This is a genomic window from Streptomyces sp. NPDC031121 (assembly GCF_055570615.1).
In genome coordinates this window covers 366,463-390,896 of sequence record NZ_JBVIGV010000004.1, presented here as the reverse complement: position 1 = coordinate 390,896, position 24,434 = coordinate 366,463, and the positions used below count along the sequence as shown (strand labels likewise).

Genomic DNA, 24,434 nt, shown 5'->3' with positions numbered 1-24,434 from the left:
TCCGCCGTGGTCACGGCGCGCCCACCCCGGACCGCGCCGGGGCGGTGGCCGCCGCCTCCGCCGTCGCCAGGGCCACGCCGTCCTGGAGGGAGCGCTGCGCCGCCCGGGTCTCCTTGGCGTGGGAGACCTGGGTGTCGAAGGCCGTGAACCGGACGTCCATACCCGCGGTCTCCGATCCGCCCTGGGTCACGGACAGTTCGCAGTGGAACGCGGTCCGCGTGTGGTGCGGCGAGCGGTGGGAGAGGACGTGGCACCGCACCACCGCGGGCAGCGGGAAGAGGAAGTTGCGGTACCGGGTGGCGAAGGAGTCGATCACGAAGTACCTGCTGCCGACCGCCTCCGTCGGCAGGTAGAACTGCTCGGCCACCGCGATGAACATCTGCCGAGCGGCCTCCGTGGCCAGCATCCCCTGCATGTGCTGGCCGGTGACGTGGTCGGACATGACCTCGTTGCCGGCGTCCACGAGCAGGTCGGCCTCGTACCAGTCGGTGCCGACGGGCCGCGGGTCGGAGATCAGCACGTTCTCCGGGCGGTGCTTGTGCGCGATCTCCCGGCCTGCGCGGGTGTGCAGGGCCTGGTCGTCGATGACGACCCGGTCCCCGAGGCCGCGGCGGTCCAGGGTGTCGCGGATGAACGCCACGTCGAACAGGGAGACGCCCTGCCCGAGCGTGATGCGGACGGGGCCGCTGCCGGCGTCGTCCGGGAAGCCCCCGCTCCTGATGCGCTTGGCGAGCTGGGAGACCGTGAACACGCCTTCGTGGTGGGCGAACTCGGCGAACACGTCGCCCACGAGGAAGAGCGCGCCCGGCTTGCCCTCGGTGGCCTGGGATGTTTCCTGGGTCATGGCTTGTGACCTTTCCCGTTCTCCTGTGTGGATGTCGTGGCGCGCGGCCCCCCGGCGGTCGTCGCCCGGTCCGCCGGGGGCTCATCGCGTCATTCGGTGGTGCGCCGGCTCAGTTCGGGGAACTTCGGGTCGCTGCCCAGGGCGCCGCCCTCCGCCCAGCGGTTGCGCGGCACCTCCTGGATGTAGACGGTGATCTTGTCCAGCGGTGCTCCCGTGACGCGCCGGACGGTCCGGGTGAGCTCCTCCAGGAGCTCCTGCGACTGGGCGTCGTCCTGGCCGTCCCAGGTGGTGACGGAGATGATGGGCATGGGACCCCTTCCGGGTTCTGGTGGTTCTGCTCTGCCGCGTCGGGCCGGTCAGGTCTGCGGAGCGGCGGTGGTCCGCAGGTCCGTGAAGGACGGGCCGCGCAGTTTGAGGTGGGCGTGGATGTCCCCGCCGAGGCCGAACTCGCCGATGGCGCCGCCGTAGCTGCGCTGGTAGCTCATCCAGAGCACGACCACGTTGATGATCCGGTTGGCGCCCGGGAGGTCCGGGTCGGGGAACGGGTTCGGCAGGGTGGCGTGGTAGCTGCCGGAGCCTCCGCCGTCGGTGGTGAACACGTTGGGCACGCCGAGCGGGCCGGGGCGGGTGGGGCCGGCGGGGTCGAGGTCGCGGGCCCGCAGCGACATCACCGTGTAGACGCTGTTCGGCACGAGCCGGGAGAACCGGAAGTCGAAGGTCCCGGCGTGGCCGTCCGGGGTGACGGCCACCTCCAGGGTGCCGCTCGCCCGCATCCACTCCCCGAACCTCACCGGCTCGGTGACCTTGGGGCCGTCCTCGGCCCGCAGGTCGGGGATCGGAACCTCGTGGAAGGCGTGGCTGGGCCGTACGACCCGGTCGGCGTCGGGCAGCTGCTCGGGCGCGAACACCATCGGGTAGTTGTTGCACGGCAGGGGCAGCGGCAGCGTGTGCAGGACGACGTCCCGGTCCGCGCCGTCCGGGTCGGTGTCCAGCTCGCGTACGACCGTGTACGGGGCGAGCCGGCCGAACTCCGGGACGGGGCTGGCGGGCGAGACGACCGCCGCACCCCACTCGGGTGCGGTCCCGCCCCCCGGGGCGGGCCGGTTGACCATCCCGACCACCAGGAAGTTCCCGTCGCCGTCCATGACCTCGCTCGGCGGGTACAGCGGGCCCTGCGTGGTCGGGGAGAGCGCGTGGACCTCCCTGCGGTGCGGGGTGGCGGCCCCGGCGGGAGCGGCCGCCGTCGCGGTCTCAGACATCGGCGCGCCGGTAGACGCGGGTGTAGAGGCCGCTCTCCCCGCCGACGATGTAGCGGTCGCCGGCCTGCTGGACGATCTCCTGGTACTCGGGCGAGGTGAAGACCGCCTGGTACTGCTCCGGCGCGCACTCGAAGCCGGACACGAACATCACGCCGGGCTCGGTGCTGAGCAGGGAGTGGTACGCCAGGAACGCCTTCACCTCGTCGGCCCGCCGGACCACGTTGAAGATCGTGTTCTCGCGCCACTCGCGGTACGCCGCGTACTCGCGGGGCTTGACCTCGATGTGGCGCAGCTGGACGTACGGGGTCGCCGGGACGGGCTCGGCGACGTCCTTGGGGGCCTCGATGAAGTCGAGGAGCTGGCGGCGGAAGTCGGTGGCCAGGTCCTCGGAGACGAGGTCCCACAGCTCGTGCCAGCGGGTGTTGAGGGCGGCGACCTCGGACACCTCCGCGACGGGGGTGATCTCCAGGAGGTTGTCGTCGTCCAGGCTGCGGTAGAGGGCGCGGCCGGCGATCGGCTCCTTCTGGTTGAACTGCTGCCACTGCTCCAGGACGTGGTCCGCCTTGCCGGGGGCCGCGGCGACTTCGTTCAGGACGAGCAGGGTGGAGGACATGCGGGTGTTCCTTTCGGACGGTGCGGTAAGGGCGTGGGCGGTCCGGCGGGGGCGGTGCGGGGTGGGGCCCGCTCCTGGGGATCCGTGCCGAACCGGTGTGGGGGGGGCGTGAGGGCGCCCGGGGTCGGGAAGGCCCCGGGGTCCGGGCTCCGGTCGGGCCCCGGGTGCGAGGGGTTTCGAGGGCGGGTGACCGGGCGCGCCGGCGGTGGCGCGGGGCGGGCGTCAGGCGACGGCGACGCCCTTGGACGCGATCACCGCGGCGGCTTCCGCGACGGTCTGCTCCGGGACGAGCTCGCCCATCTCGATCTCCACGCCGAAGGACAGCTGCAGGCGCAGCGCCAGCTCCTCCAGCAGCAGCGAGTCGATCTCCATGGCCTCGAAGGTGGTGTCGGGCGTGACGCCCGCCGTCGACACCTCCAGCTCACCGAGGACCGTGACGACCCGGCTGACGATCGAATTCTCCATTACATTCCTCCGTGATTCAAGGGGGAACGCCGAAATCGCAGGGCCTGTGCGCCCGTTGAGAACGGCGGACCGCCGTCGCGAGAAAGAATGGAACCGGTGAATTCAGGGGATCGAATCCTCCGCGTCCCAACGCATTCATCATGGGATCGGCGAACGGGCGGAGGAAGTGTCTCCCGATCATGGTGGTGCGAACACCACCTGTGGGGAAAACCGGTTGCGCCGGCACCCCGCACGGCACCCGGCCGTGTTCCCGGCCGGGGCCGCCGGACGGCTCAGGCCGCCTCGGCGCCGAAGCCGGCCAGCTCGGCCCGGCCCCCGACCAGCTCCGCCCTGGGCTGGGCGATGTACAAGGTCAGGACGGATTCCGGGCTCTCCGGCACCCGCATCACCACTCGGTCGAAGACCGTCACCCCGGCCTGCGGCAGCGCGATCCTGCGCAGCCCCTGATTGGGTCCGACCACCTCGTGACAGTCCCACAGTTCGGCGAAATGCGGGCTCATCTCGCTGAGCCGGTCGGCAATACGGCCGAATTCCGGATCCTCGGGGAAGCGGGCCGACTGCGCCCGGAACTGTGCGACCAGGCCGCGCCCCACCTCCTCCGTGTCCGGGTATTTCTCGCGGGTGGCGGACTCGGTGAAGAACTTCACCACGCAGTTGTGTCCGTGCGTGCCGATGTGGAAAAGGGAGCGTGCCGACCGGCTGGCGAGTTCGACGCGCCCGTACCTGTCGGTGATGTACGCCGGATTCGGCGACCAGCCCTCGACGAGTGCCCGCATCCGCGCGTGCCCGCCGTCCTGGCCCCGGTCCGGTGTGCGCGGCGGCGGGTTGTGGCCGGCCAGCCGGTGGAAGTAGTCGCGCTCGCAGTCCTCCAGCCGCAGGGCGTTGCTGACCGCGTTCACGATGCCTTCGGAGACGTTGATGTCCCGGCCCTGTTCGAGCCAGGTGTACCAGGACACCCCGACGCCGGCGAGGGCCGCCACCTCCTCGCGCCGCAGCCCGGGGGTCCGCCGGCGGTCGAAGTTCACCAGCCCGACCTCTTCCGGCGTGATCTGCTCCCGGCGGGCCCGCAGGAAGTGCCGCAGCCTCGCTCGCCGCAGCAGTCCGGACGCCGGTGCGGATGCAGCTGTCTGCATGTATCGACTTCTTTCCTTCTACACAGGACTTCGGATGGCGGTGGGCGGACGGCGGGTGCCGGGGGCGGGGAGCGGGGGATGCGGGGCGTGCGGTCCGGCTGTCGGTCCCACCGGTGGTGGTGGCACCAACCGGTTCGACAGACACTCCCTCCCGTCGGCACCCGGCATCACACTGGCGGCATGTTCCACACAGCGGAGAACATCCCGGCAGCCACGGCGGCGGGTACGGCGGAGCGCGTTCCGAGGAGGAACGGGACCGCTCGCCTCCGCCTGTTCTGCTTCCACCACGCGGGCGGCAGCCCCTGGTCGTTCGCGGGCTGGGGGCAGCACCTCGGCCGCGGCGTCGAGGTGGTTCCGGTGTCCATGCCCCCGAGGTCGTCGACACCGGGGGCCGTCCCCGGCGCCGTCAGCACGATGGACGCCCTCGTGCGCGAGGTGACACGGCAGCTGACTCCCTTCCTCGACGGGCCCTACGCCTTCTACGGGCACAGCATGGGATCGCTCGTCGCCCACGGCGTGGCACAGCGGATCGTTGCCGCGGGGCGGCGGCCACCTGCGTCTTTCGTGGCCGGTGCCCACCGCGCGCCGCACCTTCAGGCTGCGCCCGGCCCAACCGTAGGACTGTCCGATAGTGCCTCCCTCGAGCTGTTGTTGGGTCTCGGTGGAGCCGGTCGGCTGCTCCGCGAGAGCCCGGCGCGCATGAGGTCCGTGGTGCACCGGCTCCGCGAGGACCTGCGCGTCGCCGCCACCCACCGGCATCCGGTTGCCGGCCACCGGCCGCTTCCCTGCCCGGTCCACGCCATGCTGGGCAGCCGGGATCCGCTGGTCCCGGCCGCGGACGCCGAGGCGTGGCGGGTCCACACGAGCGGGCCGTTCTCGTTCCGCTTGCTGCCCGGCGGACACTTCTTCCACCGAGAGGACAAGGACCTGTTCTTCGCCGGGTTGGAGGACGTCCTGTGGGACGGCGTACGCTGACCCTCATTCATGGCACCGGTGAGGGCACCGGCTTACCGGCGTCCGATGGGCCCGGCGGTGTGTGCGCCTGCGTGGTCCGAACCGTGCGCAGTGTGATTCTCGCCGCTGACAGTGCGTGTCGGTGTGACCTACCTTCGGTCGGTATGGACGCCACGCCCCCCGGGACCGACACCAAGAAGAAGCGGCGCACCCAGCTGGCGCACTTCCTGCGCACCCGCCGAGCCGCACTCTCCCCCGAGGACGTGGGCCTGGCGACCGCGGGCAGGCGCGCCAGGGCCGGCCTGCGCCGCGAGGAGGTCGCGGTCCTGGCCGGAGTCAGCGCGTCCTGGTACGCCTGGCTGGAGCAGGGCCGCCCCATCAAGGTGTCGGACGGCATCCTCGACGCGATCAGCTCCGCCCTGCGGCTCGACGAACTCGAACGGGTCCACCTCTACCGCCTCGCGGACGCCAACCCGCCAGTCCCCCTGAGTCCCGCCGGCACCCCGGACCCGGAAATCTTCCGGCGGATGGTCGACACCCAGCTGTCGGGGCCCTCCTGCGTCATCGACCGCTACTGGGACGTCCTCGCCGCCAACCGCCAGGCGGCCGACCTTCTGCGCCTGACCCGCGACGGCAACGACAACTTCCTCACCAGCCTGTTCACCGGCACCCACGGCGCCCGCTACCTGAACCGGCCCGAGCTGGCCCGGCAGATGGCCGCCCGGTTCCGCCTCCAGGCCTCGTACGGGCCCGACGACCCGCGGTACGAGGAGATCGCCGACGGCCTGGCCGCCGCCGACCCCTTCTTCGCCGAACTCTGGGACCGCCACGAGGTCGAGGAGTTCGGGCCGGCCGCCGTCGAACTCGACGACCCGCAGGCCGGGCACCTCTCCTTCGTCCTGTTCACCATGGACCTGGACGACGCCGCCAGCCACCGCCTCCTCGTCTACCTGCCGCCGGGCGTCGCCGGCCCCGCGCCCGTCTGGCCGTAGCCCTCCCGTCCCACCCCGAAGCCCCCGGCCCGCGGCCGGGGGCTTCCGTGTGTGCGCCGCCCCGCAGGGTGGTGTTCCCGCCACCACCGCCCGTACCCACAGTGCCCGTACGGTCTGGAACGAGCCCGGGCGGCGGCGGAGAATCGACCTGCGTATCCGGGACGGCGCGCCGTACGCGCCGTCCGTGCCGGGTCGCGTCCGCCGGCCGTGCACCACGGCCCGCCGGCGACGCCGTTTCGCGTCCGCCCCCCTTCCCCGAGCGGAGCGCGGCCCCTTTTCCACCGTGCCCGGTAGCGGCGTCCCGCACCGGCGACCAGGGAGGCCACCTTGACCTACGTGTTGCCCCACGCGCACCCGTCCGCCGCGCAGGAGGTGGCGGCATGACCCGGGCAGCCGTCCTCACCGGCCTCGGGACGTACGTCCCGCCCCGCGTGGTGACCAACGACGACCTCTCCCGCACCATGGACACCACCGACGAGTGGATCCGCACCCGTACGGGCATCACCCGGCGCCACTGGGCCGATCCCGGCACCGCCACCGGCGACCTCGCGGTCGAGGCGGGCGCGCGGGCGCTCAAGTCGGCCGGATCCGCCGACGTCGACCTGGTGGTCCTGGCGACGACCACGCCCGACCACCCGTGCCCGGCGACCGCCCCCGACGTCGCCGCCCGGCTGGGACTGGGGAGCGTCGCCGCCTACGACATCGCCGCCGTGTGCAGCGGATTCGTCTACGCCCTCGCGGCCGCGGCCGGCGCCATCGCCTCGGGCACCGCCGAACGCGTCCTCGTCATCGGCGCGGAGACGTACTCCACCATCCTCGACCCCGCCGACCGCACCACCTCGGTCATCTTCGGCGACGGCGCCGGGGCCGTGGTGCTGCGGGCCGGCGACCCGGACGAGCCGGGGGCGCTGCTGGGGTACGACCTCGGCAGCGACGGCTCGCTGAAGGACCTCATCATGGTCCCCGGCGGCGGCTCCCGGCAGCGATCCGAGGCGGCCGGCGAGGCCGCCGACAGCGCCGGCTCTGTCGGCGGACGCCCTGCCGACAGCTACTTCACGATGCAGGGCAAGCAGGTCTTCAGGCACGCAGTCACCCGCATGGCGGCCTCGTCCAAGGCGATGCTCCAGCGCGCGGGATGGGAGCCGGCGTCGGTGGACTGGTTCGTCGGCCACCAGGCCAACGTGCGCATCCTGCACGCCGTCGCCGACCAGCTCGGCATGGACCGCGGGCGCACCGTCGTCAACCTCGACCGCGTCGGCAACACCTCCGCCGCCTCCATCCCCCTCGCCCTCGCCGACGCGATCGCCGCCGGGCAGGTCGGCCCGGGCGACCGCGTGCTGATGAGCGCCTTCGGCGGCGGCGTGACATGGGGCTCGACCGCCCTGGTCTGGCCGGACGTCACCCCCCACTGAGCCCAGCCCCCGCGTCGGCCGCCGGTCAGAGACGACCGGCGGCCGACGGCCGTCTGCACAGACCCGCGGACCGCCGCACACACCGCGACCGCACCCCCCGGGCCCGCCACGGGCCTTACACGAAAGAGGAGTTGCATCATCATGGCCCCCACCACCGGATCGACCCGCCCCATGACGATCGGCGTCCTGGGCGCGGGCAACATAGGGCGCCCGCTCGGCCGGCACTGGCTCGCCGCCGGGCACACGGTGACCTTCGGCTCCCGCGACCCGGGCCGGCTCGGCCCGTTCGTCGAACTCCTCGGCGACCGGGCGCGCGCGGCGACGTACGCGGGGGCCGTCGACGCCAGTGACGTCGTCCTGCTGTCCGTCCCGCACCCGGCGCTCGACGGCCTGCTGGAGCAGCTGGCGGGCCGCCTGGCCGGGAAGACCGTGATCGACGCGACCAGCCCGATCGGCGTGTCCGAGGAGGGGCTCTTCGTCTCGCAGCTCCGGCCGGGCACCACCCAGGGCAGTTGGACCGCCGAGCGGCTGCCGCACAGCTCGGTCGCCCGCGCGTTCACCCACTTCCCCGACGAGCTGCTGTGGTCGCGCGGCACGCAGCAGCGGCACTTCTGGGGCATGGGCATCGCCTCCGGCGACCCGCAGGCGCGCCGGGTGGCGGAGGTCCTGGTGCACGACGCCGGCTTCGTCCCCGTCCACCTCGGCGGGCTGGAGGAGTCGGCCGCCGTGGACCCGGGCGGCCGGCTCTTCGGGTACGTCTCCACCGCCGCGGGCCTGCGCGCGGCGGTCGGCCTCGCCGGCTGACCGCGAGGGGCTCCCGTACGGGCGCGCCCGGACACGACGTACGGCCCGCCCCCTCGGGGACGGGCCGTACGGTCGGCGGCGGCGCCTACCTCTCGCCCGCGCCCTGCGTGGCGAGGGAGAGGGGCTCGGGGGTGGGGCGCACGACCGCCTGCTTCTTCCGCGGATTCGACCAGCGGCGGGTGATCGGCCGTTCCACCAGGGCGTACAGCGCCCAGGAGGCCAGGATTCCGCAGCCGAGGAACAGCACGGCGAGGGCGACGGCCTCGGGAACCGAGTACGCCTTGCTGCCGAGCAGCTTCCACAGCGCGACCATCACCGTGTAGTGGACCAGGTAGAAGGCGAACGAGATGTCCCCGAGCCAGACCATCACGCGGTTCCGGAAGAGCGTGAACCGGCCCTCGGCGTCCGCGATGGCGCCGGCCGCGATCAGCAGGGCGGCCGGGACGACGCACACGGCGCGCGTCGAGTAGATCGGCGGGGCGAAGTAGCCTGCGGCGTAGCTCACGGCCAGCAGCACACCGGACCAGACCATGCCGATGTTGCGCCAGCGCCCCGCCATGACCGAGCGGGCGACGAGGATGCCGAGGGCGAAGTCCAGCACGCGGGGCAGCGGCAGGATGTAGGAGACGAAGTACTGGTTCACCGAGGTGTCGGGCTCGGTGTCCATCATCGCCGTGCCGGCCGGGACCAGCAGCTCCGAGAGGAACGGCGTCGCGATGATCCCGGCGGCCACGGCGGCGGCCCACAGGTTCAGCCGGTGCGCCGGGATCCTCCGGATCCAGTGGATCAGGACGGGGAAGAGGAGGTAGAAGACGGCCTCCACGCCCAGCGACCATCCGGCCGGGTTCACGCCGAAGTTGATCGCGAAGTCCGGATACCACACCTGGAGCATGAAGAAGTTGAGCAGCCCGACGGTCGTGTCCGTGATCGGCGCGGCGAACACCAGCATGGCGAGCGCCCAGACGAGCACGTAGTTCGGGACGATCTTGATGAACCGGCGGCGCCAGAAGCGCGGCGCGGTGTCCGTCTCCCGGGCCGACCAGGTCAGCACGAAGCCGCTCAACACGAAGAAGAACGTGACGCCGAGGGCGCCCGCGTGGGCGACCGCATCGTAGTAGGAGACCGCGGCCGAACTGCTGCTGAGCCACGGCACGCCGAGGAAGGCCAGGAGCGCCGCGTGGTAGAGGAACACCACGAAGGCCGCGGGGAAGCGAAGGCCGGTCAGCGTGTCGAGGCGGGTCACCCGGGCACGTCCAGGCGCCGCTGGCCCGACCGGCGGGGAAACGCTTGCCGCCGTCTCGGGCTCCGTCACACGCATGCTGTCCGTCGACACGTTTCTGCTCCTTCAGAAGAGGGGGATCCGCGAACTGAGTGGGGCCACGAGTGCGGCGGTGGCGGGCTTCCGGCGGCGGTGCCGGACACGCCGGGGCTCTGATCCGAGGGGGAGGGTCCGGGCGGAAGGCCGGGGGAGGGGCCGGGAGGATCGCTCCACGGCTGCGCACCACGGGTGGCGGCCCGGCGGGCATCGGATGCCTGGAAAGCTACCGGAACCACCGCCACCGTGCCGGGGTCGGTTCATCCGGGTGGTGCCAACACCACCACAGAACCCCGAGCAGGCTGCTGGGAAGAGGTTTTCGGTCCGCGGATGCCGCGAACCGGCCACCGGCTGGTGCTCCCACCACCACGATCAGGAAGCACTTCATCCGCTCGCCGTCGGCGCCGCACAATGCGTCAGCGAACCTCGTCGGCGCGAGCTGAACAGGCACCGGACTCCGCGCACATCTCCGCGCTCCGGGCCGCCCTCGAACACGACGCCCCCCGCCACTGCCACCGCCGGACCACCGACCCGGGAGCCACCATGCCCCACAGTGCCACCACCCAGCGCAGCAACCACCCCGGAGGCGAGGCCCCCGGCGCCGGGGCCCTCGCCACCGCGCCGCCGCCCGGCTCCGCCGACGCGGCGGCCCCGTCCGCCGAGGCCCCACCGGGCTCCGCATGGCGCGGCTGGCTGGCCGTGATCGGACTGGCCCTCGGCGTGTTCTCGTTCGTCACCACCGAGACCCTCCCGATCGGCCTCCTCCCGTCCATCGCCGAAGGCACCTCCGTGTCCCTCGGCAGCGCCGGCTTCCTGGTCACCGGCTTCGCCGGCATCGCCGCCGTGACCGCGGCGCCCCTGACGGCGCTGACCGGGCGCATGGACCGCAAGTGGCTCCTCGTCACCCTGATGGCCTTCTACATCGCCGGCAACCTCATGGCCGCCGTCGTCTCCAGCTACGCCCTGCTCCTGACCGCGCGCATCATCGTCGCCCTCGCGCACGGCGTGTTCTGGTCCATCGCGATCGCCGTCGCCGTCCGGCTCGTCCCCGAACGGCACGCTGTGAAGGCCACCTCGGTCGTCCTCGGCGGCATCTCCCTCGCCTCCGTCGCCGGCACCCCGCTCGGCACCGCCGTCGGGCAGTCCGCCGGCTGGCACACCGCCTTCGTCTGCGTCGGCCTCCTCGGCTTCCTCGTGCTCGCGGCGAGCCTGTTCTTCATGCCGGCCCTCCCGGCCAAGGGCCGCGGCGACCTGAAGGCCCTCGTCCACGTGCTGCGGCACCGGGCGCTGCGCGTCGCCGTCGGCGTCACCGCGCTGATCATGAGCGGCCACTTCCTGGCCTTCACGTACGTCGCCCCCTACCTCGAGGAGGTGACGGGCATCCGCCCGTCCCTCGTCGGCGCGCTGCTGCTCGTCTTCGGCGCGGCCGGCCTCGTGGGCAACTTCGCCGCCGGCGCCGTGGTCGGCCGGGCCCTGCGCACGAGCCTGATCGCCAGCACCGGCCTGATGGCCCTCGTCATGGCGGTCATGTACGCGGGTGGCGCCAGCGGTCCCCTCGTCATCGCGATGCTCGTCTGCTGGGGCATCGTCTACGCGGCGCTGCCGGTGGCGCTGCAGACCTGGGTGATGCGCCTGGTGCCCGAGGAGAGCGAGGCCGCCTCCTCGCTGTACGTCGCCGCGTTCAACGGGGCCATCGGCATCGGCTCCTTCATCGGTGGCCTGGTCATCGACGCCTCCGGCCCGCGGCCGGCGATGCTCGCCGCCGGTGCCTTCGCACTCGCCGCGATGCTCGTGACCTTCTTCTGCGGCCGGAGCGGCGCGGCCTCCGCCCGCGCCTGAACCCGGTGTGCCGCGGGCCGCGGCGCCGCAGCGGGCCGTGCCGGACGGGCGCCGGCCCGCAGCGGCGCCGCGGCCCGCGCCACGTCCGGGCCGCCCCGCCCCGACTCGGCGGACGGACTTCCCCGGACTCCGTCAACTCGCCCCGCCCGCCCCCTGGCAGGCGCCCCCGACTGGACGAGGATGCGTGGAGGCTGTTCGGCGCAGAGGCTGTCGTGGGCCGGGGGCCGGCTCCATACTCGACGAATCCCTCCGCCAGGCAAGAGAGGTGCGATATGCGGCGTACGACCGGAGGGCCCCGGACCTTCCATCTCTGGTCGCTCTCCGAAGACGTGATCATCGACCAGGGGGCCGGCGACGCGCTGCTGCTCACGAGCCGCTGGGGGCAGGACCGGCTCGACCGGCCCAGCCCCGCCGTGCGGGAGGTGCTGCGGAGGATGGAGCTCGGGCCGGTGCTGCTGGCGAACGCCCTGGGCGGCCCGGAGGACCAGTGCCGCGTCGCCCTCCCGACCCTGGACAGGCTCGCGCATCTCGTGGTGCGCACTCTCGGCGTGGACGACCTGAAGGGGCCGCTGCTGTCGGTGTTCCCGCTGTCGTCGGCGGCGCCGTTCGTCCTGATCCGGCCGACCGGCGACTGCCGCGTACGGCTGCCCCGGCACGTCGCGCTCACCGTGCCCGACTCGGGCGTCGGCTGCGTGCTCGAGTCCGACGACTCCCCCCACCGGGTCGTCCTGCACCGCCAGGAGGCCGCCTGGGTGGCCATGACGCTGGCCTGGCCCACCACGCTCACCGCGGTCTCCGCGGCCCTCCCCCTGCCGCGACAGGTCACCGAGGACATCGTCGGCTACCTCGCCGGCGCCGGCCTGGTGACCCTCGTCGACGAACACGGCATGGCCGAGGATGCTCCGCGTCCCGCTTGAACGCTCCAGAGCGGCCCGTTCCGGCCTCGAGGGTTCCTCCAGGCACCTTCTGGCCACTGCCTCAATAGTGCCGCCAGCAGCGGGAGAGGCCCGCGACTGGTCGACGGAGTGGACATGCTGAACGCGGACGCATTCCGCCAGGTATTCGGTACGTTTCCAACCCCGGTGGCGATCGTCACCACGCTCGGCGAAGACGGCGAGCCGAGCGGATTCACCTGCAACGCCTTCTCCGCGGTCTCCGCGGCCCCGCCCCTGCTCCTGGTGTGCGTCGGCAAGGGGTCGCGGACCCTCCCCGCGATGCTCTCGTCGGGGGTGTTCGCGCTGAACTTCCTCGCCCGCCAGGGGCAGGGGACGGCGCGGACCTTCGCCGGCAAGTCGGAGGACAAGTTCGAGGGCGTCGCCTGGCGCGCCGGGCTCGCGGGGGTGCCCGTGCTCACCGAGGCGGCCGTGGCGTACGCGGGCTGCCGGCTCGTCCAGACCGTCGAGGCGGGGGACCACCTCCTGCTGATAGGGCGGATCGAGGAGAGCGAGACCTACCCCGGCACCGCCGCCCTCTACCAGCAGGGGGAGTTCGGCACCTGGGAACCGGAGCGCCGCCTGGCCCTCCAGACCCTCTGAACGGCACGGGGCCGCCGCACGCGCAGAGCGCGGGTGCGGCGGCCCCGTGCCGGACCGCACCACCGGGTCTCGAGGCGATCTCGAGCGGCCTGGTGCATCTTGCCCACGTCTTTTTCCGCCCCGACACGGAGGTCGGCCATGAGCGCCGCGGTGAGCAGCGAACTCTACGCCCAGGTACAGCACTTCTACGCCCGCCAGATGCAGGCGCTGGACAACGGCCGGCTGGAGGAGCACGCCGCGACGTTCACCGAGGACGGCAGCTTCGCCCTCACCCCGGGCACCGAGCCCGCGGTCGGCCCCCAGGCCGTCCTGGAGGAGCTGCGCTCCTTCATGAAGCAGTTCGAGGGCAACCCGACGCAGCTGCGCCACTACTTCAACCAGATCGTCCTGGACCCGCAGGACGACGGCAGTCTCGTCTCGACGGTCTACGCCCTGATCGTGCGGACCCGCCCGCAGGAGCAGCCGGAGATCGGCGTGAGCATCGTCCTCCACGACGTCATCGACACTGCGGGCGACCGCTTCCGGCTGCGCTCCCGCGCCGTCAGCTACGACCAGGCGGCCTGACCGCGCCGGAACGCACGAAGCTCCTGGCGGACACGGGTCGCGGATCGCGGCCCGTGCACCAGGAGCTTCGCCGTTGCGTACGTTCCCCCGTGCCTCGGCTAGGCGGACAGCGCATGGGGGATCGGGGCGGACAGGTGCAGGTCGGTGTCGTTGGCGAGGATGGACTGGTGCAGCCGCTGGAGCCGCGGCGACGGCTCCACCCCCAGCTCCTTGATCAGGGCGTGGCGCAGCGCCTGGAAGGCGTCGAGCGCGCGCCAGGGGTGTCCGGCGCGGTACAGCGCGGTCATCAGCTGGGCCGAGAAGGTCTCGTGGATGGGCTGCTGGCTCACCAGCATGCGCAGCTCGCCGATGATCTCCGCGTGCCGGCCCAGGCTGAGGTCGGCGTCGAGGCGCATCTCCAGCGCCCAGGCGCGCTCCTCCTGCATGCCGATGACCTCGGTGCCGAGGATCTCCCCGACGGGCACGTCGGTCAGGGCGGGCCCGCGCCACAGCTGCAGGGCGCGGCTGAGGTGCGCGGCCGCCGAGCGGGGGTCGCCGTCCGCCAGGGCGCGGTCGCCCTGGCGGACCAGTTGCTGGAACTCCAGCAGGTCGAGGGTGAAGTCCTCCGGGGCGAGCCGGTACCCGCCGTAGCAGGTCGCCAGGACGTCCTTGGCCGTGCGGCCGGTCCGCTCCACGCCGGCTTCCGTGAGCTTGCGGCGCAGTTGGAGGATGTAGGTCTGGAGCGTGGTGGCGGCGCTCCGCGGGATGGCGTTCCCCCACAGCTCCGCCATCAGCGTCTCCACTTGGACGACGCGGCCCGCGCGGATGGCGAGGAGCGCGAGGATCTGTCGGGGTTTGCCAGCGGTCGGCACGATGGACGTGTCGTGCATGCGCGCTTCGAGCGGTCCGAGAACTCCGAATTCCATGGAGCCAGCATCGCAGTCCGGTCGAGTCGCGAACCAGTGACGCGGACACGGGTGGACGTGAAGATCTCACATGCCGCCGGGTGGGCCCGGACCGGAGGCCGGACGGGTCTGGCGGGGGCGCGGGAACCGCCCGGGGCCGCCGTGCGGGGCCGCACATGGCCGCGCGGGCGGCCCCGGCGCGGGGCAGGGGTGCCGTCCGGGTGCTGCGGCGCCCCCGGACGTCAGCCGTTGACGAAGCTGAGGCCGGTCGCGTCGTAGCGCGTTCCCGCGAACTGCCCGGGAGGGGCGGCGGCTTCGATCGCGGCGAGGTCCTCGGGGGTCAGCTCGACGGCCAGGGCTGCCAGGTTCTCCTCCAGGTAGCGCACCCGCCGCGTGCCCGGGATCGGCACCACGTCCTCGCCGCGGTGCTGCAGCCAGGCCAGGGCCAACTGGCCTGCGGTGACGCCCTTCGCGGCGGCCAGCTCCTCCAGCCGCGCCACGATCGCGAGGTTGCGCTCCCGGTTGCCGTCGGCGAAACGGGGGTGGCCGCGCCGGACGTCGTTGTCCGCCAGCCCGTCCACGGACGCGTAGTTGCCGGTGAGGAAGCCCCGCCCCAGCGGCGCGTACGGGACCAGTCCGACGCCCAGCTCGCGGCAGACGGGGGCGATCTCCGCTTCCAGGTCCCGCGACCACAGCGACCATTCGCTCTGCAGGGCGGCGATCGGGTGCACGGCGTGCGCCCGCCGGATGGTCGCTGCGCCGGCCTCGGACAGCCCGAGGTGGCGGACCTTCCCGGCCTGCACCAGCTCGGCCATGGCGCCGACGGTCTCCTCGACGGGCACCTGCGGGTCGACGCGGTGCTGGTAGTAGAGGTCGATGTGGTCGACCCCGAGCCGGCGCAGCGACGCCTCGCACGCCTGCCGTACGTAGGCGGCGTCGCCGCGGACCCGCGTGGGCTCGCCGAGGCGGTTGGCGAAGCCGAACTTCGTCGCCAGGACCACCTCGTCACGGCGGCCCGCGACGGCCTTGCCGATCAACTCCTCGTTGTGGCCCGAGCCGTAGAAGTCGGCCGTGTCCAGGAGGGTCACTCCCAGGTCGAGGGCGCGCCGCAGCGTGGTGATCGACTGTGTGTCGTCCGTGGCGCCGTAGCCGTGGCTCATGCCCATGCAGCCCAGGCCCTGTGCGGAAACCGCCAGTGCGCCCAAGCGCCGGGTGGGGATGTCGGTCATGCTGTGCCTCCTGGGCGGGTCGATGCCTGCCCGTCATGCTGGTTGCTGGAGCGCGCTCCATGTCAAACGCGTCGCGGCCGCAGTCCGGAGCCCGAGGCGCCGGACGGCGGACGCGGGCGCGACGGTGTCAGCGGGGGAAGGAGTGGGACGCGTACTGCGACGCGGCCGGGTCGAAGGTCAGGGCTATGTGCGTGGAGATCGAGTTGACGTCGCGCCAGATCCGCTGGAGCGGGCTGTCGGAGCTCTGGCCGGAGGTGCCGGCGCTGGCGAACATCCGGTTCACCGCGGTCACCAGCAGCTCGCTGGCCATGGCGTAGTCGCGCACGTTGCGGGAGGTCTCCTCGGACGTGATCCGCGCGCCGCCGTCGGCGAGGCGCGCGGCCCGCTCCAGCAGCAGCGCGGCGGCGTCGATCTCGCCGGCGCTGCGGGTCAGGACCGCTTCGTAGGTGCTCCTGGCGGGGCCCGGCACCCCGGGTCGGCCGGCGCCGCGCTCCAGCCGCTGCACCGTGTCGCCGGTCCACAGCCGCAGCGCCTCGCGCGCGGCGCCGAGGGCGATCGGCGCGCAGGACAGCCCGTTGACGGCCTGGACGGGGACGGTGTGGCAGTCCGCGTCCGAGGCCAGGGGCCGTCCGTCGAAGAGTCGCTGCCGCTCGGCGCTGCGCGACTCGGGCACGAACACCTCTTCGGCGATCAGGGTGTTGCTGCCGGTGCCGCGCATGCCGGAGCCGGTCCAGGTGTCCTTGACCGCGTAGTCGGTGCGGGGCAGGGCGAACAGCCGCGCCGGCGGCGGCCCCGGCGGGGTGTTCCCGTCACTCGGTATGACGGCGCAGACCACGGCCCAGTCGGAGTGGTCCACGCCGCTGATGTACGCCCAGGAGCCGGACACGCTCCAACCGCCCGGCACCGGCGCGGCCTTTCCGGCGGGTGAGAGGGAGCCGACCACGAACGCGTCGGGCCCCTCGCCCCATATCTCGGCGTGCGCCTCGCGCGGCAGGCAGGCCGCCATCCGCGCCAGGCTCGACGCCACCGACGCGCACCATGCGGTGGCCGCACAGCCCTCGGCCACGGTGGCGACGGCGGCGTTGAACTCCTCGAACGTGCCCTCCGTACCGCCGAACGCGGCGGGGACGAAGTGCCGGGCGAATCCCGTCCGCAGCATCCGCTCCACCACGTCGGGAGCCAGGCGGCGCTGGTCCTCGGCGTCGGGGGCGCGGCGGCGGGCCAGTTCGGCCAGTTCCGCCGAACGGGCCACCAGTCCGGTCCCCCGGCCAGTCTGAGTGTGCATCCTGCCTCCTTCTCGGCGCCGATGATCGGAGCGGACCATGGCACAGCCCGGTGGACCACCACTCGGATCGTCCTCGAGCCGTCCATGACCGCTCCGGCATCCCGAAAGGCGTGGTCGCGGCCGTGTCCCCTCCCCATGGGACCCGCCGGAGGCCCGTGCGCGCCACCACGCCCCGCAGACCTGTGGAAATTGAACAGCAAACATCTTGCCGGGCGTGAAGAGTTATCCACAGGGCTTTCGGGGCCGCCCGGGGCGCGGGACCGTCGGGGCATGACCAACGACCACGCATCCCGCACCCCGTCCCACGAGCCGTCCGCCCGCCCGCCGGCGGACCCCGCCCCGCCGCGGGTCACCCTGCGCAGCCCGGGCGAACTCGCCGACGCCCTGCCGTACATGCTCGGCTTCCACCCCACCGACTCCCTCGTCATGGTCGCCGTGCACGGCGAGGGCGGGCGCTTCGGCGGCCGGCTCCGGCTCGGGATCCCCCCGGTCCCGGCCGAATGGGAGGACACCGCCCGGCAGGTCGCCGAGTGCCTGGTCCGCGGCAGCGAGCGGCGCGCCGGCCGGCCCGACGGCATCATCCTCTTCCTCTGCCAGGACCCGGAGCCCGGAGAAGGCGGGCAGCGGGTCATGACCCGGCTGCGGCCCCTCGCCCAGCGGATCCGGCTCGCCTGCGGCGCACTCGAGGTGCCCGTCCTGGAAGCGGTGTGCATCTCCGGCGGCCGCTACTGGTCCTACTGCTGCCCCGACGAGCGCTGCTGCCCGGCCGAGGGCCTTCCCCTCGCCGCTCCCGGTACCTCCGTGGCAGCGGCGGCCGCCACCTTCGCCGGACTGCGGATCCGCGGCTCCTTGCGGGAGTTGGAGGCCGGACTCGCCCCGCTCCGCGGCCCGCTGGCCCGGGAGATGGAGCAGGCACTCGACCGGGCCGCCGCCGCCCTCGTACCGAAGATCCTCGACGGGGCGACCCGGGAGCAGGTCGGCGCCGATACCGTCGCCCTGGCCCGCACCCTCCTGCGGCGCCTCGCCCTCGCCACGCCGGCGGAGGGCGGCCCCTGCGCGGACGACTGGGACGACGCCCTCCTCGGCCACGACGAGGCCGCCTCCGTCATCCTCGGCCTCCAGGACCGGGAGACCCGGGACATCGCGGCGGAGTGGATCGAGGACGACGAATCGGCGGCCGCCCTGCGTCTGTGGCGCGCCCTCGCCCGGCGCTGCGTCGGCGCCTACGGGGAGCACGCGGCGGCCCCGCTCACCCTCGCGGGCTGGCTCTCCTGGTCCGCCGGTGACGAGCCGACGGCCCGCGTCGCCCTCGGCCTCGCCCTCCGCGCCGACGCCGACTACCGCTTCGCCCAACTCCTCCACCACGCCTGCAACGAGGGCATCGACCCGGAGGGACTGCGGGCCTGCCTGCGCGCCGAACGCAGGCGCAGGGACCCCCGCCGCAGGGCGGCCGCCGAAACCACCCGCCCGCCCGGCCGCCGCGCCCGCACCCGCCGCCCCCACCGCCGCCCGGAAGGAACAGACCGATGACCCGCACGAGCCCCGCCCCCGCCCACCCCGCCCCCGCGGAGCGCGGCCCGGTCTCGTGCCCCACGCGGGCACAGCACCGCCCCGGCCGGCCTCGCCCCGTCCCGCCGGAGCACCACCGGGAGCCGCGCCCCACGCCGGCATGTCCCCGCCCGGACGCTGCTCCCCTCGCTCTGGCGGAGTGCGGCGGGGAGCAGCGCAGTGGGGTGTCGGCGCATGGCGCCGGGCCTGCTGCCGCACGGCGCCGTCCCGTGTGTCTCGGGTCCGCCCGCCCCGCCCCTGGTGGGCGCGGCCGGGACCTGCGAGGTGGGGCGCCTGCGGGTGCCGTCGGCCGGGCGTGCCGCCCCGCCCCGGCACGACACCGCCCCGTACGTCGCGCGCCTGCGCGCCTCGGACAGGGGGAGCGCGGCTCGGATCCGCGCCGTGGGGCGTCCGCGGGCGGCGGTGGCCGGGTGGGCGGTCCCGCTGCGGTGCACCGCAGCCCTGCGTGCGCTGATCCTGTCCGCCCGGGCCCCGGGGAGCGGGGGTCGGGTCCGTGTCGTGGGGCTCCCACGCGGGGCGCCGGGGCAGCGGTTCGTGCCGCTGGAGCAGGCCTTCCCGTACGCCCCGGCCCCGCGCAGCGCCGCCGGGAGCCGCGCGGCGAGGTGCCCGAGAGCGGCGCCGGGCGGGCGGCCTGTACCGGCGTCCGTTGCGGTGCGGTGCCGTGGGGCGGGGCGGCTCAGGGCGTGACCCGGGTGGGGGCGGGGGCGTTCCCCAGGAGGGTGGCGGGGGCCCGGCCGCGCCGCCGCCGAGAACCGACCGGAGCGCACACAGTCCACACGAGGCGAGCCATGGTCCACTCCGCACCCCCCGCCCCCCGGCCCGAACTGCCGCCTGTGCACGGCGCCGTCATCTGCGTCGCGGCGCCCTGCCTGGTGATCTCGCCCGAACACGGGCAGCTGACCGGGCAGGGCATGGAGGGGATCTACCGCTCGGGGCGGCGGCTGCTCTCCCGCTGTGTGCTGCGGGTCGGCGGCCGCGACCCGGTGGCCGTCCAGGGCCGCAGCACCGGTGCGGACCGGGCCTCGTTCACGGCGACCGTCCGCACCGGGGCCGAGGCCGGCCCCGACCCGGACATCGGCGTCGAGCGGGTGCGGCACGCCGACGGCACGGAGCGGATCGTCCTGCGCAGCTTCACCGCCCGGCCCCTGCGCCTGCCCGTCGAGGTGCTCCTCGGTACGGACCTCGCCGACCTCGCAGCCGTGGCCGCCGGGCGGGCCGGGCCCGAACTGCCGGCCGGCGTCCATGCCGCCGGCCTGCGCTGGAGCGCGGGGGACGCCCACTCCGCCACCACCGCCGACCCCGCCCCCGACGACGCCCTCGCCTCCGCGGGGCTGCTGCGCTGGCGGCTCGAACTGCTGCCGGGGGAGTGCCGCACCATCGAGCTGCGCACCACGCAGTCCCGCGCCTCCCGGGCCCCGGCCGGGCAGGTGGCCAACCCCCTGGCCGACGCCCGGGCCGAGTGCGACGACCCGCGCGCCGAGGCGTGGTTCCGGACCAGCGTCGCCGACCTCGGCGCCCTGCTGCTGCGGGACCGGGAGGAGCCCGCCGACGCCTTCGCCGCTGCCGGTGCGCCCTGGCGGCTCGGCCTGGCCCCCGCGGAATCCCTCTGGGCGGCGAGGATGGCGCTGCCCCTCGGCACCGGGCTCGCCGCCGCCACCCTGCGCATCCTCACCCGCACCCAGACCGGCGGCCGCGGGCCGGACGCGGGGAAGATCCCCGGCCCGCTGCGGGGCGGCGGGCCGCAGTTGCCGCCCGGCTGCACCGGAACCGAGGCCACCCTCGCGTTCCCCGCCGTCCTCGCCGAGGCCCGGCGCTGGGGACTGCCCGATCCGGAGGTCGAACCGCTGCTCCCCGCGGCCGAGCGGTGCCTGGACTGGCTGCGCGCATCCCTCGGCGAGGACGGCTTCCTCGCCGATCCCGACCCCGGGCCGCGCCGCTGCGAGACCCAGGCCCACGCCCACCGGGCCGCCCTGCTCGGGGCCGACCTGCTCGACGCGTACGGCAGGGCCGGCGGACCGGAATGGCGGGAGTGGGCGGGCGCCCTGCGGGCCCGGTTCCAGGAGCGGTTCTGGATCGACGGCCCGGACGGCGGCCGGCCCGCCGCCGCCCTCCACCCGGACGGCCGGCCGCTTCCCCGGCTGACGGGAGCCGCCGCCCACCTTCTGGACACCGGCCTGCTCGGCGGCGGGCGGCTCGCCCCCGGCCTCCTCGATCCGGTCCGCACCGAGCAGCTCGCCCGGCTGCTCGGCGCCCCCGCCATGGACTGCGGGTGGGGCCTGCGGAGCATGGCCGTACGGGAGCCGGGGCACAACCCGTTCGGCCACCGCTCCGGCGCGGTGCGCCCCCACGAGAGCGCCGTCGCCGCAGCCGGGCTCGCCCGGGCCGGCTTCGAGAGGGAGGCGGCCGCCCTCCTGCGGGGCCTGCTCGACGCGGCCGAGGGCTTCGGATACCGGCTGCCCGAGATGTACGCGGCCGAGCAGCGCACGGCGGGCAGCGCCCCCCTCCCGCACCCCGCAGCCTGCCGCCCCGCCGCCGTGGCCGCGGCCGCCGGTATCCACGCCCTCACGGCGGCCGCCGGCATCCGCCCGGACGCCCCGGCCGGCACGGTCGCCGTCGCCCCGATGGCCGGCGCGCCGCTCGGCGCGCTGCGCCTGTCCGGTCTGCGGGTCGCGGGCGAACCCTTCGCCCTCCGCGTCAGCCGCCTCGGCCTCGGCATGGTGGAGGAGGCGGCGGATGCACTCCAGCTCGGCGGTTAGAACTGGGGCAGCGACCGCCACCGGCTTCCGGATCTCTGCCCTCCGGATCTTCAAAGCGCTGTTTATCGTCAGGAAGACGACTATGATCGCGGCATGTCTCCCTACGACCCGTCGGCCTATCCGCCGTTCGCCGTCACCGTCGACCTGGTCGTCCTCACCGTGCGGCGCCACGCCCTCTGCGCGCTGGTCGTCCGCCGCGGCGAGCAGCCGTTCCAGGGGCGCTGGGCCCTGCCCGGCGGCTTCGTGCGCGCAGACGAGGACCTGGGCGCCGCCGCCGCCAGGGAACTCGCCGAGGAAACCGGCCTGTGCGCGCACGATCCCGCCGAGCCCGGCGCCGGGAACGGGGCGCATCTGGAGCAGCTGGCCACGTACGGCGATCCGAAGCGGGACCCGCGGATGCGCGTGGTCAGCGTGGCCCACCTCGTCCTCGCCCCCGACCTGCCCGCGCCCCGCGCCGGCGGCGACGCCAACAGCGCGCGCTGGGCCCCCGTCGACGAACTGCTCGCCGCCGAGGACGAGCCGGGTGCCGGGCTCGCCTTCGACCACGCCACCATCCTCGCGGACGGGGTCGAACGCGCCCGGTCGAAGATCGAGTACTCCTCGCTGGCCACCGCGTTCTGCCCGCCCGAGTTCACCGTCGGCGAGCTGCGCCGGGTCTACGAGGCGGTGTGGGGCGTGGCCCTCGACCCCCGCAACTTCCACCGCAAGGTCACCGGCACCCCCGGCTTCCTGGTTCCCGCCGGCGGGACGACCACCCGTCAGGGAGGCAGGCCCGCACAGCTGTTCCGGGCCGGCGGGGCCACTCTGCTCAACCCGCCGATGCTCCGCCCGGAGGCCTGACGCCCCCTCGGCGGCGCCGGCGACACGCCGCCACGCCGAGCGGACATTGCGGGGCAAATCGGGCATGACGCGTTACCTTGCTGGGGGTACCCACCCTGCCGCAGAGCGGTCACACCCCCCGCGAGGGAAGCGATGCTCCAGGCCATCGGACTCACCAGCCGCCCCCGGCGACACCTCCCGCCGCTCGTCGACGACCTCACCTTCGAGGCCCTCCCCGGCGCCGTCACCGCGCTCCTCGGCGACCAGGGCTCGGGCAAGACCACCGCCCTGCGGCTGATGCTGGAACTCGAACCCGGCCGGGGCGTCACCTACTTCCGGGGGCGCCCGCTGCACCGCATCCCGCATCCGAGCCGCGAGGTCGGGGTACTGCTCGGCGACGTCCCCGGCAACCCGGCGCGGACGGTCCGCGGCCAGCTGCGGATGCTGTGCGCGGCCGCCGGAGTGCCGGCCTCGCGGGCCGACGCCGTGCTGGAGGTGGTCGGCCTCGCAGGGCTGCGCGACGAACGCCTGGGCTCCCTCTCCCTCGGCATGGACCGCCGGGTGGCCCTGGCCGCCGCCCTGCTCGCCGACCCCTGCACGCTGCTCCTCGACGAACCCTGCGCCGGACTCTCCCCCCGCGACCGCGGCTGGATGCACACCCTCCTGCGCGGGCACGCAGCCCTCGGGGGGGCCGTCCTGTTCACCACCGACGACGCGAAGGAGGCCGCCCGCGGCGCGGACCGCGTCGTGAGCATCGACCGAGGCCGGCTCGTCGCCGACCAGGGCGCCGCCGAATTCGCCCGGACCCGGCTGCGGCCCCGGGTCGCCGTACGCACCCCGCACGCCGCCCGGCTGGCCGACGTCCTCAACCGCGAGGCCCGCGCCGGGCAGCGCCCGGTGGAGATCGTCGAGGAGGCCGGCAACCGGCTGGCCGTCTACGGCAGCAGCTGCCCGGAGGTCGGCGAGGCGGCGTTTCGCCACGGCGTGCTCGTCCACCAGCTCGCCGACGAGACCGGCGACACCCGCGAGCCCGCGGCCGCCGTACCGCCCGCCCGTACCGGCTCCGCCGGCGGCGGAGCGGCCGCCGCTCCCGCCGGTCAGGCGCCCGGCCCGGACGCCGGAGCGACCGGAGCCGCCGCCGAAGCCGGGAGCAAGGCTCCGGCGGCGACGGGCTCCTGGCCCGGGGCCGCCTGCGGGCCCGCCTCCGCGGTGCGCCGCGTCGGCGGCCCGCTGCGCCCCCTGCGCTACGAGCTGCTGCGCGTCTTCGGTACCTCCGCACCCGCCCTGACCGCCGCCGCGGTCGTCTGCGTCTCCGCGGTCCTCGCCGTGCTCCTGGCCCGCGCCGGCCACGGCTCCCAGCACCGGATGCTCGCCGGCTGGCCGGAGCTGCTGCCGCTGCCGCCCGCCGCCCTCGGCGCCGGCCTGCTCGGAGCCATGGCCTTCGGTGAGGAGTACCGCTACCCGGCGCTCGCCGCGGTCCGCGGCACTGTGCCGCGCCGGCTCGGCCTGCTCGCCGCCAAGCTCGGCGTCGGCGCGGCGCTCGCCCTCGGCCTCGGCGCCCTCGCCGTCGCCGCCGACACCGCCGCCGTGCAGCTCGTCTTCGGCGGCGGCCCCCTGCGCACCCCCGAGCACTGGGCCGTCCCCGCGGCCAGCTGGGCCGGCCTGCTCGTCGGCTGCGCCTGGGCCGGGGTGCTGGCCTCCGGGGTCTTCCGGTCGGCGACCGCCGGCATGGCCGCGGTGCTCGCCGTCCCGGTCGGCGTGGTGCCGCTCCTGCGCGAGGTGCTGCACGGCCCGTCCGCGTACCCGGTCGCCGGCCTGGCCGCCCGGCTGCGCTCCCTCGCCTGGGCGCAGTGGCCCCCCGAGGCGGACCGGATGGTCACCGGAGCCCTCCGGGTGATCGCCCAACCCGTCGGCGCGGCACTGGCGTTGTCGCTGATGGTCCTGTTGTGCGCCTATGGGTTCACCGGACTGCGCAGCCGTGTCCGATGGTGACCGCTTGGCAGTCGGGAGCGTCCGCCGTCCGACCGGAAGCGCCCGCTACACGTGAACGGGACCGCAACCCCCCGTAAACGGCCCGGTTCTTTACGATAAGTCGTCAATTGCGCAGGTGGCACCGATCACCCTTTCGTGTGCTTTTCAGCAAAGACCTCAAGGGTCTTGGGG

Annotated in this window: 22 protein-coding genes; 12 read left to right on the top strand and 10 right to left on the bottom strand. The window is 74.4% G+C overall.

All coding sequences use genetic code 11. From position 1 onward, the window contains the following. Window positions 1–10: 10 nt before the first annotated feature. From ACZ462_RS09735 to ACZ462_RS09710, 6 genes are all read right to left on the bottom strand, one after another. On the bottom strand, window positions 11–844 hold the full coding sequence (locus ACZ462_RS09735; RefSeq protein ID WP_467804578.1) for an AfsA-related hotdog domain-containing protein: 834 nt from the start codon (window positions 842–844) through the stop codon (window positions 11–13). Window positions 845–933: 89 nt separating this feature from the next. Continuing rightward, window positions 934–1,152, bottom strand: a complete 219-nt coding sequence (locus ACZ462_RS09730; protein ID WP_125542910.1) for a tautomerase family protein — start codon at window positions 1,150–1,152, stop codon at window positions 934–936. Between the two features lie 48 nt (window positions 1,153–1,200). Next, entirely contained in the window at window positions 1,201–2,103 is a 903-nt protein-coding gene (locus ACZ462_RS09725) for a hypothetical protein (protein ID WP_467804576.1), read from the bottom strand. Then, window positions 2,096–2,716: a hypothetical protein gene (locus ACZ462_RS09720; RefSeq protein ID WP_467804575.1), complete on the bottom strand. Its 621-nt coding sequence runs from the start codon at window positions 2,714–2,716 to the stop codon at window positions 2,096–2,098. Before ACZ462_RS09720 ends, ACZ462_RS09725 begins: the two co-directional genes overlap by 8 nt. A gap of 222 nt (window positions 2,717–2,938) precedes the next feature. Beyond that, window positions 2,939–3,181, bottom strand: a complete 243-nt coding sequence (locus ACZ462_RS09715; RefSeq protein ID WP_467804574.1) for a phosphopantetheine-binding protein — start codon at window positions 3,179–3,181, stop codon at window positions 2,939–2,941. Between the two features lie 272 nt (window positions 3,182–3,453). After that, window positions 3,454–4,314, bottom strand: a complete 861-nt coding sequence (locus ACZ462_RS09710; protein ID WP_467804573.1) for a helix-turn-helix transcriptional regulator — start codon at window positions 4,312–4,314, stop codon at window positions 3,454–3,456. A gap of 78 nt (window positions 4,315–4,392) precedes the next feature. Between ACZ462_RS09710 and ACZ462_RS09705 the strand changes: the two genes are divergently transcribed. The 4 genes from ACZ462_RS09705 to ACZ462_RS09690 all read left to right on the top strand — a co-directional run bounded on the left by ACZ462_RS09705 (window position 4,393) and on the right by ACZ462_RS09690 (window position 8,476). After that, on the top strand, window positions 4,393–5,289 hold the full coding sequence (locus tag ACZ462_RS09705; protein WP_467804572.1) for a thioesterase II family protein: 897 nt from the start codon (window positions 4,393–4,395) through the stop codon (window positions 5,287–5,289). Between the two features lie 143 nt (window positions 5,290–5,432). Then, window positions 5,433–6,260 (top strand): helix-turn-helix transcriptional regulator, encoded by an 828-nt coding sequence (locus ACZ462_RS09700; RefSeq protein ID WP_467804571.1) that lies wholly within the window; start codon window positions 5,433–5,435, stop codon window positions 6,258–6,260. A gap of 380 nt (window positions 6,261–6,640) precedes the next feature. Further along, a complete protein-coding gene (locus ACZ462_RS09695) occupies window positions 6,641–7,672 on the top strand; it encodes a beta-ketoacyl-ACP synthase III (RefSeq protein ID WP_467804570.1) in 1,032 nt (343 codons plus the stop codon). A gap of 141 nt (window positions 7,673–7,813) precedes the next feature. Next, the gene (locus ACZ462_RS09690; RefSeq protein WP_467804569.1) at window positions 7,814–8,476 is read left to right on the top strand and encodes an NADPH-dependent F420 reductase; all 663 of its coding nucleotides are present in this window, start codon (window positions 7,814–7,816) and stop codon (window positions 8,474–8,476) included. Window positions 8,477–8,561: 85 nt separating this feature from the next. On the opposite strand, the gene ACZ462_RS09685 is transcribed toward ACZ462_RS09690, so the two are convergent. Then, a complete protein-coding gene (locus ACZ462_RS09685) occupies window positions 8,562–9,719 on the bottom strand; it encodes an acyltransferase family protein (protein WP_467804568.1) in 1,158 nt (385 codons plus the stop codon). 615 nt (window positions 9,720–10,334) lie between these two features. On the opposite strand from ACZ462_RS09685, the gene ACZ462_RS09680 reads away from it, so the two are divergent. The 4 genes from ACZ462_RS09680 (at window position 10,335) to ACZ462_RS09665 (ending at window position 13,729) form a co-directional block, all read left to right on the top strand. Further along, the gene (locus tag ACZ462_RS09680; RefSeq protein ID WP_467804567.1) at window positions 10,335–11,630 is read left to right on the top strand and encodes an MFS transporter; all 1,296 of its coding nucleotides are present in this window, start codon (window positions 10,335–10,337) and stop codon (window positions 11,628–11,630) included. 272 nt (window positions 11,631–11,902) lie between these two features. Then, window positions 11,903–12,547, top strand: a complete 645-nt coding sequence (locus ACZ462_RS09675; RefSeq protein WP_467804566.1) for an NADH oxidase — start codon at window positions 11,903–11,905, stop codon at window positions 12,545–12,547. 114 nt (window positions 12,548–12,661) lie between these two features. Beyond that, a complete protein-coding gene (locus tag ACZ462_RS09670; RefSeq protein WP_467804565.1) occupies window positions 12,662–13,165 on the top strand; it encodes a flavin reductase family protein in 504 nt (167 codons plus the stop codon). Between the two features lie 150 nt (window positions 13,166–13,315). Next, window positions 13,316–13,729 (top strand): nuclear transport factor 2 family protein, encoded by a 414-nt coding sequence (locus ACZ462_RS09665; RefSeq protein ID WP_467804564.1) that lies wholly within the window; start codon window positions 13,316–13,318, stop codon window positions 13,727–13,729. A 98-nt stretch (window positions 13,730–13,827) separates the two neighbouring features. Here the strand turns inward: ACZ462_RS09665 and ACZ462_RS09660 are convergent, their stop codons facing one another. The 3 genes from ACZ462_RS09660 to ACZ462_RS09650 all read right to left on the bottom strand — a co-directional run bounded on the left by ACZ462_RS09660 (window position 13,828) and on the right by ACZ462_RS09650 (window position 17,127). Further along, window positions 13,828–14,634 carry an AfsR/SARP family transcriptional regulator gene (locus ACZ462_RS09660; protein ID WP_467804563.1) on the bottom strand — a complete coding sequence of 269 codons (807 nt, stop codon included), beginning with the start codon at window positions 14,632–14,634 and terminating at the stop codon, window positions 13,828–13,830. Window positions 14,635–14,855: 221 nt separating this feature from the next. Beyond that, window positions 14,856–15,842: an aldo/keto reductase gene (locus ACZ462_RS09655; RefSeq protein WP_467804562.1), complete on the bottom strand. Its 987-nt coding sequence runs from the start codon at window positions 15,840–15,842 to the stop codon at window positions 14,856–14,858. A gap of 127 nt (window positions 15,843–15,969) precedes the next feature. Then, window positions 15,970–17,127, bottom strand: a complete 1,158-nt coding sequence (locus tag ACZ462_RS09650) for an acyl-CoA dehydrogenase family protein (protein ID WP_467804561.1) — start codon at window positions 17,125–17,127, stop codon at window positions 15,970–15,972. A 270-nt stretch (window positions 17,128–17,397) separates the two neighbouring features. On the opposite strand from ACZ462_RS09650, the gene ACZ462_RS09645 reads away from it, so the two are divergent. The 4 genes from ACZ462_RS09645 to ACZ462_RS09630 all read left to right on the top strand — a co-directional run bounded on the left by ACZ462_RS09645 (window position 17,398) and on the right by ACZ462_RS09630 (window position 24,263). Beyond that, entirely contained in the window at window positions 17,398–18,657 is a 1,260-nt protein-coding gene (locus tag ACZ462_RS09645) for a DUF4192 domain-containing protein (protein WP_467804560.1), read from the top strand. An 827-nt stretch (window positions 18,658–19,484) separates the two neighbouring features. Beyond that, window positions 19,485–21,452, top strand: a complete 1,968-nt coding sequence (locus tag ACZ462_RS09640; RefSeq protein ID WP_467804559.1) for a glycogen debranching N-terminal domain-containing protein — start codon at window positions 19,485–19,487, stop codon at window positions 21,450–21,452. A gap of 93 nt (window positions 21,453–21,545) precedes the next feature. Beyond that, window positions 21,546–22,292 carry an NUDIX hydrolase gene (locus ACZ462_RS09635; protein ID WP_467804558.1) on the top strand — a complete coding sequence of 249 codons (747 nt, stop codon included), beginning with the start codon at window positions 21,546–21,548 and terminating at the stop codon, window positions 22,290–22,292. A 132-nt stretch (window positions 22,293–22,424) separates the two neighbouring features. Continuing rightward, window positions 22,425–24,263 (top strand): ATP-binding cassette domain-containing protein, encoded by a 1,839-nt coding sequence (locus ACZ462_RS09630; RefSeq protein ID WP_467804557.1) that lies wholly within the window; start codon window positions 22,425–22,427, stop codon window positions 24,261–24,263. The last annotated feature ends 171 nt before the right edge of the window (window positions 24,264–24,434 follow it).